This window comes from Streptomyces sp. CRN 30 (genome assembly GCF_034105845.1).
Window position 1 is genome coordinate 1 of the sequence record NZ_JAVRHI010000342.1, and the last position, 8,479, is coordinate 8,479.

Here is an 8,479-nt window from a genome sequence, read left to right on the forward strand (position 1 = left end):
CCCCCCCCCCCCCCCCCCCCCCCCCCCCCCCCCCCCCCCCCCCCCCCCCCCCCCCCCCCGCCCCAAGACACAACCGAAGGCGCTACGCGCACCCCCACCGAAGCCGCACATGCGCCGCAGGCATCACACAGCCCGCTCGACGGCCCGCTCGACCGCCGGCGCCGACCCCGGCAGCGGCCGCCCCGCCGACTCGGTCATGAACCACACCGCGACACCACCGACCACGGCCGCGGCCATCATGTAGTACGCGGGCATCATCAGATTCCCGGTCGCCCCGATCAGCGCCGTGACCACCAGCGGCGTGGTCCCGCCGAACAGGGACACCGACACGTTGAAGCCGATGGACAGCGACCCGTACCGCACCCGGGTGGGGAACAGCGCCGGCAGCGCCGCGGGCATCGCCGCCGTGAAGCAGACCAGCAGCAGCCCCAGCGCGGCCATGCCCAGGCCGACCGCCAGCAGGCTGCCCTCCCGGATCAGCAGCAGCGCCGGAACCGACAGAACCAGGAACCCCACGCACCCCGCCGCGATCACCGGACGCCGCCCGATCCGGTCGGTGAGCGCCCCAGCGAACGGCTGCACCACCATCATCAGCGCCATCACGGCCAGCACCACCAGCAGCCCGTGCGTCTCGTCGTACTCCAGCTCGCTCGTCAGGTAGCTCGGCATGTACGACAGCAGCATGTAGTCGGTGACGTTGAACACCAGCACCAGGCCGACGCACAGCAGGAGCGCCTTCCACTGCCCGGTGACCATCTCCCGCAGCCGCACCTTCGGCCGCGCCGCCTCGGCCTTGGACACCTCCGCCGCGAACGCCGGGGTCTCCTCCAGCCGCATCCGCAGATACAGCCCGATGATCCCCATCGGCCCCGCGATCAGAAACGGAATCCGCCAGCCCCAGGACGTCATGTCGCCGTCCGACAGCAGCGCGGTCATCAGGGTGACCAGCCCCGCCCCGCCGATGTACCCCGCCAGCGTCCCGAACTCCAGCCAGCTCCCGAAGAACCCCCGCCGCTTGTCCGGCGCGTACTCCGCGATGAAGGTGGACGCACCCGCGTACTCACCCCCCGTCGAAAATCCTTGCACCAGCCGCGCCACGAGCAGCAGCACCGGCGCCCACACGCCGATCGACGCGTACGACGGGATCAGCCCGATCGCGAACGTCCCCGCCGCCATCATGATCATCGTCAGGGCGAGGATCTTCTGCCGCCCGACCCGGTCCCCCAGCGGCCCGAAGACCATGCCGCCCAGCGGCCGGACCAGGAAGGCCGCGGCGAACGCGCCGAAGGTCGACAGCAACTGCGCCGTCGGGTTCCCGGAGGGGAAGAAGACCTTGCCCAGGGTGACAGCGATGTAGCTGTAGACGCCGAAGTCGAACCACTCCATCGCGTTACCGAGCGCAGCCGCCTTGACGGCGCGCCGCACGAGCGCGGGATCGGTAGCGGTAGAGGAAGCGGTAGAGGAAGCGGTAGAGAAAGAGGAAGCGGAAGAGGGAGCAGCGACAGCAGCCGACAAGACTTCGCTCGCCTACCTTTCGACGGGGACAGGACGCCGGCCCGCACGGCGGCGCTGACGCCGGGCCGAAAAGCGACCATAGGCGGCGATGTCCCGATCACACCCGGTGCCGAACTAGTTGCACAGTGCACCAAAACACCGCGCACGCAGGCACACCACCGAGCCCGGAACGGTTCCTGACCGGCCCGTACTGTGATCCTTCTCGCTCCCCGGTCGGCGCCCGAACCACGAGCGCACTATCGTCATCCGGACAAAAGGAGAGCGGCCGTCAGGTGAAGACGGGGTTGCCTGCGTCTCTCTCCGGGGGTGGTGCGAGCCTCATAAGGTTCGCAAAGGACCCCCACGCGCGCGGACGCGTGTGGGACGAACGGGGCGGGAGGCCGACGAGGCGTGGCGAATGCGGAGCACAGCGGGCGACCGGCGGAACCCTTCGGGGCGACAGCCGTCGGGACGACCAGGTCACGCCTGCACCTGGCACGACTGGGACTGTGGCTGGTCGCCGCGGTCCTCGCCGCGCGGCAACTGGCGGCGGTCCTGTCGACCCCGCGCGGAGAGCGGCTGACGGACCTGGAGACGTGGGTGGGACCGGAGGGCGTCCTGCACGTGGAGGGGTCCCTCTACGATTCCACGAAGTTCACCGGCACGCCGTTCGCCGGCCTGGTCCTCAAACCCCTGACCCGGACCGCCGAACAGGCCCTCGGCTGGGGCTGGACCTTCGGCACGCTCCTGCTGGTCGTGGCCCTCGGCCTGGTCGCGGCCCGTGCCCTGCCCCAGCCGGTCGGCCGCCGCGCGGCCCTCCTCGCGGCCCCCGTCGCGGTCAGCCTGCTGATGATCTCGCTGCCGGTGCGCAACACGCTGTGGCTGGGCCAGACCAGCATCATCCCGGTCCTGCTGGTACTCCTCGGCTGCCTGGCGGTCCGAGGCGAACGGGCCGGCGGGGTGCTGATCGGCATCGCGGCGGCGTTCCAGCCGACGGTGCTGCTCTTCGTACCGCTGCTGTGGTTCACGGGCAGGCGCCGGGCGGCGGGCACGACCGCCGCGGCGTTCGCGGTCTGCACGCTCGTCGCCTGGGCGGCGATGGCGGACGACTCGTACACGTACTGGGTGCACCACATGGCCGGGGTGGGCCTGGGCGGCGCGGCCGACGACCTCGCCAACCAGTCGCTGCACGGCGCGCTGCTCCGCCTCGGCCTGAACGGCCCGCTGGAGATCGCCCTCCTCGTCCTCCTCGGCGCCGCGGTCGCGGCCCTCGCCCTGCGCCGGGCCGTGCGCTACGCGCGCGACGGCCAGCTCCTGCTCGCGGTCGCGATCACGGGCTGCGCGGCGGTCGTGATCTCGCCCACCACGTGGCAGCACCAGCTCCTCTGGGTGCTGCCGGCGGTCGTGGGCAGGGTCGGCAAACGCGCCTCCGACCGCTACGTCTGGCCGGTGGCCGTCGTCCTCGTCATGACGCTCCCGGCGAAGATGATGCTGCCGAACATGGCGGTGCTGAGCGTGGTCCGCGACAACGTGGTCCTGCTCGCGGCGCTCGCCGCGGCCGTCGCCGTGCCGTTCCTCCACCGCACCTCGCCGTACTTCCGCGACCCGGTGCCCACGGACTACGCGGCCCCCGTGCCGACCCGGTTCAAGCGCGTCCCGCTGCTGCCGTTCCTGCGCAGGGTCCTCACCCGCCCGAACCTCCTCCTCGAACTGCTCCTCATCCGCGTCACCTACGCCGCCTACTCCAAGGTCCGCCTCGCGGCGACCGGCGGCACCATCCAGGGCGGCCGGGTCCGCGCCGAGGAGCACGGCTGGCAGATCCTCGACATCGAGCGGTTCCTGCACATCGACATCGAGCACGCCGTCAACCACGCCGTCGTCAAGGTCGGCTGGCTGCGGGACTTCTTCGATTTCTATTACACGTCGTTCCACTTCGTCGTCCCGCTGACCGTCCTCGGCATCCTCTACTGGCGCCGCCCCGTCGACTACCGCTGGGCCCGCTCCTCCCTGGGCTTCGCCACCCTCCTCGCACTGGTCGGCTTCTGGCTCTACCCGCTGGCCCCGCCCCGGCTGATGCCGACGCTCGGCATCATCGACACGGTCCACGGCGTGCAGGACTTCACCAAGCCGGACTACGGCACGCTGACCTCGCTGACCAACCAGTACGCGGCGATGCCGTCGCTGCACTTCGGCTGGTCGCTGTGGTGCGGGCTGGCGATCGCGATCATCGCGCCGAAGGCGTGGATGAAGGCGCTCGGCCTGCTCCACCCGCTGTTCACGGTGTCGGCGATCGTGGCGACCGGCAACCACTGGGTGCTGGACGCGGTGGGCGGCGCGGCCGTCGTGGCCGCGGGCTTCGGCCTGACGTACCTGTTCCAGGGCCCGCGGGCCCGTACGGCGGCGGCAGCCGCGACCGAGCCTCCGGCGGAGGCGGTCAGCAGCGGTCCCCCGCCCCCGCCCCCGGCGAAGGACCGTACCGGGAGCTGATCCGGTACTCGCCCGGCGCGGCGACCGTCAGCCGCGTGAACTCGCCGTGCCGGGCCAGGCAGCCGCCGTCCGTGCGCAGCCACGGCGACCACACCACCCGTACGGTCACCGCGCCGGGCCGCGACACCCGCAGCACCAGGTCGGCCCCGGTGGTCCGGACGACGGTCCCGGGCGCGGAGACGAGCGGTACGGCGTCCCGCACCCGGAACACCCGCCAGTGCGCGTCCTGCCACACCGGCTCCAGCCAGCCGGGGCGCCGCTCTTGGACGAGCCGCGCCTCGTCCTCGGCGTACCCGTCCGGCTTCCCGAGCGGCAGCACGACGAAGCCGACCGCCCACCGGTCCAGCCAGGCCCGGTAGGACGCGGCGGAGAACGTGCCGTCGTAGAAGAGCCGGGCCCGCTCCATGTCGAGCTGGCGGTTCCAGCCGCGGGCCAGGTTGACGTGCCGGGCGAGCCCGGCGGCCTCGCGGTGGTTGCGGGCGGGCACCACCTCGACGCGGGTACGGCCGGCGCCGAGCCCCGCCAGCGCGGCCACCACCCCGTCGGTCTCGGCCGCCCAGGCGGGCACCGAGGTCGACACGGCCAGATCGTCGGCGGTCTTCTTGCCGACCCAGCCGACGGAGAAGACCAGCGCGACGACCAGCAGGTTCCGGGCGGCGCGGCGCAGCGCCGGCACCGACAGCAGCGCCGCCAGCAGCACGGCGGGCGCGAACAGTTCGGCGAACCGCTCCACGTTCGTTCCCACCGGGGAGGGCACGAGGTACGCCAGGACGGTCCCGGCGGCGTACACGGCCCCGCTCCACCGGGCGGTGCGCCACTCGCGCGGGACGGTCACGGCGACCGCGAGCCCGAGCACCACGGGCGGCCAGATGCGGGCCGGCGGCATCAGCTGCTCCCCGGTGAACGGGAACAGCACGGTGGTCGTGCCGACGACCACGGCGGGCGGCACCAGCAGCGGCAGGGCCCGCCCCCAGTCCCGTACGACCAGGAACGCGGCGCCGACGACGGCCGTGAACAGCCCCGCCACCGGGGACGCCGCCGTCGCCAGCGCCGCCCAGAACACGGCGGGCACGGGACGCCGCCTCCCGGTGAGCGGCAGACAGGCGGCCAGCCCGAGGGCGACCCCGAGGGCGAAGGTGGACCGCCCGGAGGCGACGTTGCACCACAGGGCGAGGGAGGCGAGCAGCGCGGGGCCGAGGGGGCGCCGCACGCCGGCCCGCTCGACGAGCAGCGCGGCGAGCCAGGCGGAGGCGAGCCCGGAGGCGACGGTGACGGTCCGCACGCCGAGGCCCGCCATCAGATACGGCGATATCAGGCTGTAGTTGGCGGTGTGCATGCCGCCGTACCAGAACAGCCCGTACGCCGACCCACCGTGCTCCCCGGCGAACTCGGCCCACGCCTCCTGCGCGGCGAGATCCCCACCACCGGTGGCGAGCCGGGCCCACCACAGCGCGTACAGCGGCACGGTGGGCAGGGTGGCGAGGAAGGCCAGCCGGTACCGCTGGGTCAGGTCACGGGCGAGGCGGCGGACGGGTGGGGCGACGAGTTCGACGGAGACCACGGTGTCGGCGCTTCCGTTCGGGAGACGTACGGCTGCGGGCGCACGTTCGAAGACGCGGAATCGGACAGTGACGTTGAACGGGAACAGGCCAGAGCCGGCCGAAGCGGCACCGCCGCGCCCACCGGGTCGGCGGGCGCGGCGGCACTGTTCGGCCGTCCGGGATCAGGCGCTGCTCAGCGCCTCGTGGTCCGCGTACATACGGGCCAGGGCCCGACGGTCGTCGCGGACTTCCAGGAAGGAGAGAAGCCGCGTGAACAGCAGGTCGACAGCGGCTCGGTCCTCCTCGGGTTCCAGCTGTTGGCCCCAGCCCCGCAGGGCGACGCCGGGGAGGGCCTCACGGAACACTTCTGCGTACCAGATGGCGCTGGAGCGTTCCCCCCTTCGTACGGCCAGCCACTCGTCGAAGCCGCGGAGCAGCCCTCCCGAGCGGGCGTGGTCGAAGCCGATCAGAAACGTGGCCGTGGAGTGGTAGGTCCCGTTCAGACCGTAGAGACCCGGTCTGGCACGGACCTGTCCGATGAACTCCCTGTCGTTCATACGCCCTTCAGAAGCCGAAGTCGATGACGCCTTCGTCGTGGTACTGCCAACGAGACTTGTACTCCGCGATCGTCTCACCGGCCTTCCCCGTCCACGCGTCATAGACCCGGCCGTTGAGCACCACCACGGTGTGCGAGCCCCAGAACGTGTCCTGCTCGCGGTACTTGGGGAGCGAGTTGAACCCCTTGGGTCTGATCGTCATGATGTCGCCTCCGCCCAGGCTCTCCTTGATCTTCTTGGCGCACGCCTCGCACCCAGAGCTGCCGGGGATGGTCGACAGAGCACGAGGCAGCCCCGGAACGCTGTGCTCCCCGCAAGGAATCCCCGAGGACGACGCCGCGGCCGACGTCGACGCCGACCTCAGTGTCGACCGGCTCAGGATCTTGCAGCCCTTTTTGAGGTACTTCAGGCCGTCGTAGGCCTTCTCCAGCGACTTGAGCTTGCCGCCGATGAGGACGTCGGCGGCGAGTTCGCCGCAGTGCGCGAAGTCCCGCTTCTGGTAGCAGTCGTCGAGCTTGGCGAGGCCGGTCAGGTCCTCCAGCAGTTCGGCGTACGGCTTCGCCGCGGCGCCGATCTCGTCGGCCTTCTCCAGGATCTCGCAGTCGATCGGGCTGTGCTGGCACCAGCGGATGTACTCCCCGGTCTCACAGGGGACGAACGCCTGCTGGCAGCGGTAGATCTCGGCCGGGGTCCGGCCCCCCTCGTTCCGCTCCTTCTCCGCCAGCGCCGCCTTGCGCCTGGCCTCGGCCTCCTCGCGGTACTTCTCCACCGCGGTGGTGAACGCCTCGGTGGCCGCCTTGAGCGCCGCCTCGGCGGACGCCCCCGCCGCCAGCTCCGACTGCCGGGCCTGGTCGTAGTAGTACCAGGCCTCGGACGCCGAGGCCTGCGCCAGCTCGGAGGAGAGCGTCGCGTCGGTCGCGGACCTGGCGGCGTCCGCGGCCGCGACGTCGGCCCGGTTCGCGGCGGACCGCGCGGTCGCCGCGGACTTCGCGGCGGCCGACGCCGACGCCTCCGCGTCCTCGGCGAACGTCTTCGCCTTGTCCGCCTCGATCTTCGCGTCGTCGGCGGAGTCCTGGGCCGCGATCGCCCACTTCTTCGCGTCGTCGGCGGCGTCCCGGGCCACGGCCGCGGTCTGCTGCGCCGTCGCGGCGTTCTCCTGCGCCGTGAACGCGACCTTCGCCGCGTCCGCGATCAGCTTCTGCACCTGGGCGACGTGCGTCGCCGTCAGCTCGTCCTTGCGCTGCGCCGTGTACTGGCCCGACACGATGAACTTGTGCAGGGTCGCAGGCGCCCCCTCCAGCGCGATCCGCGCGGCGGAACGCACCTCCGGGCCGCCGGAGTCGACGAGCTGGGTGGCCCGCACCCGCTCGTCCTCGGTCCGCGCCTCGTCCTGGGTCCGGGTGACGAACGCGCTGTACTTCTTGGGGTCACCGGTGGCGAGGGCGGCCCGGCCGGCCTCGGCCAGCACCGGACCGGCCCCGTCGACGATCTTCGCGATCTCGACCCGCATCGGCTCCGCGGCGACCTCGTACTGCCCGTCCGCCACGAACTCGGCGATCACGGCCGCGTCGCCGTCGAGGGCGGTCTGCGCCGCCGTCCGCATGTCCGAGTCGGCGCTCTCCTCGGCGAGCCGCTCGACGTAGGACCGCTGGTCCTGCCGCTCGGCGTCGTCCCAGCCGTTGGCCAGGAAGTCGAGGACCACGTCGTCGTCCCCGGCCAGCGCCGCCTCGGCCGCCGCACGGCCCCACGCGGTGCCCTGCGCCATCTCGCGCACCGCGAGGTCACGGCCCTGTACGGCGAGAGCGGCGAGGTCGGCGCCGGGTTCGGCGGTGGCGGCGACCAGCCGGTCGCGCTCGGTGTCCCGGTCCGCGGCCGCCTCGTCCAGATCGGCCTGCTCGGACTCCCAGGCCGCGTCCTCCGCCTTCTCGTCGCGGGCCTGCTCGATACCGGCGTTGGTGCGGCCGAGCAGTTCCTCGGCCTCCACCTCGCGGGCCAGCGTGTAGACCTCCTGGGCACTGGCCACGGCGGTCGTCGCGTCGTTCGCGGCCTCGGTCGCCGCGTTCGCGTGCTCCGTGGACTTCGCGGCGGCCGTGGCGGCGTCGCCCGCGTGCTCGGCGGCGTCCTCGGCCGCCTTGGCGGCGTTGCGGGCGTGTTTGGCGGCGGAGGTGGCCGCGTCCCGTGCCTGCCGTGCCGCGGTCGCGGCCTTGCGGGCCAGCGACTCCGCCGCCGCGGCGGCGCGGTTGGCCTCGGCGGCGTGCCGCTTGGTGGCGGCGGCCGCGGCCCGTGCCTGGGCTGCGGCGGCGCTGGACTGGTCCGCGTAGCCGCTGGCCTGGGTGGCGGCGGTGGCGGCCGCGTCGGCGTTGGCGCCCGCGCTGATCGCCGAGGCCGCCGCGTCACCGG

4 protein-coding genes and 1 pseudogene are annotated in these 8,479 nt (G+C 72.8%); 1 reads left to right on the forward strand and 4 read right to left on the reverse strand.

Annotated features, from left to right (window positions below):
- Window positions 1-123 precede the first annotated feature (123 nt).
- Window positions 124-1,515 (reverse strand): glycine betaine/L-proline transporter ProP, encoded by a 1,392-nt coding sequence (gene proP, locus UW392_RS36740; RefSeq protein WP_320779555.1) that lies wholly within the window; start codon window positions 1,513-1,515, stop codon window positions 124-126.
- Window positions 1,516-1,905: 390 nt separating this feature from the next.
- Between proP and UW392_RS36745 the strand changes: the two genes are divergently transcribed.
- Window positions 1,906-3,981, forward strand: a complete 2,076-nt coding sequence (locus tag UW392_RS36745; RefSeq protein ID WP_320779556.1) for a bifunctional glycosyltransferase 87/phosphatase PAP2 family protein — start codon at window positions 1,906-1,908, stop codon at window positions 3,979-3,981.
- Here the strand turns inward: UW392_RS36745 and UW392_RS36750 are convergent.
- The 3 genes and pseudogenes from UW392_RS36750 to UW392_RS36760 all read right to left on the reverse strand — a co-directional run.
- A complete protein-coding gene (locus UW392_RS36750) occupies window positions 3,929-5,491 on the reverse strand; it encodes a hypothetical protein (RefSeq protein ID WP_414496861.1) in 1,563 nt (520 codons plus the stop codon). The genes UW392_RS36745 and UW392_RS36750 overlap by 53 nt on opposite strands.
- Before the next feature lie 213 nt (window positions 5,492-5,704).
- Window positions 5,705-6,079 (reverse strand): hypothetical protein, encoded by a 375-nt coding sequence (locus tag UW392_RS36755; RefSeq protein WP_320779558.1) that lies wholly within the window; start codon window positions 6,077-6,079, stop codon window positions 5,705-5,707.
- Window positions 6,080-6,086: 7 nt separating this feature from the next.
- Window positions 6,087-8,479, reverse strand: a pseudogene (locus tag UW392_RS36760) (ALF repeat-containing protein); the annotation flags it as partial.

What these genes read in the sequence shown, in the direction of transcription:
- UW392_RS36755 (WP_320779558.1), bottom strand. Translation starts at nt 6,079, where the DNA reads ATGAACGACAGGGAGTTCATCGGACAGGTCCGTGCCAGACCGGGTCTC.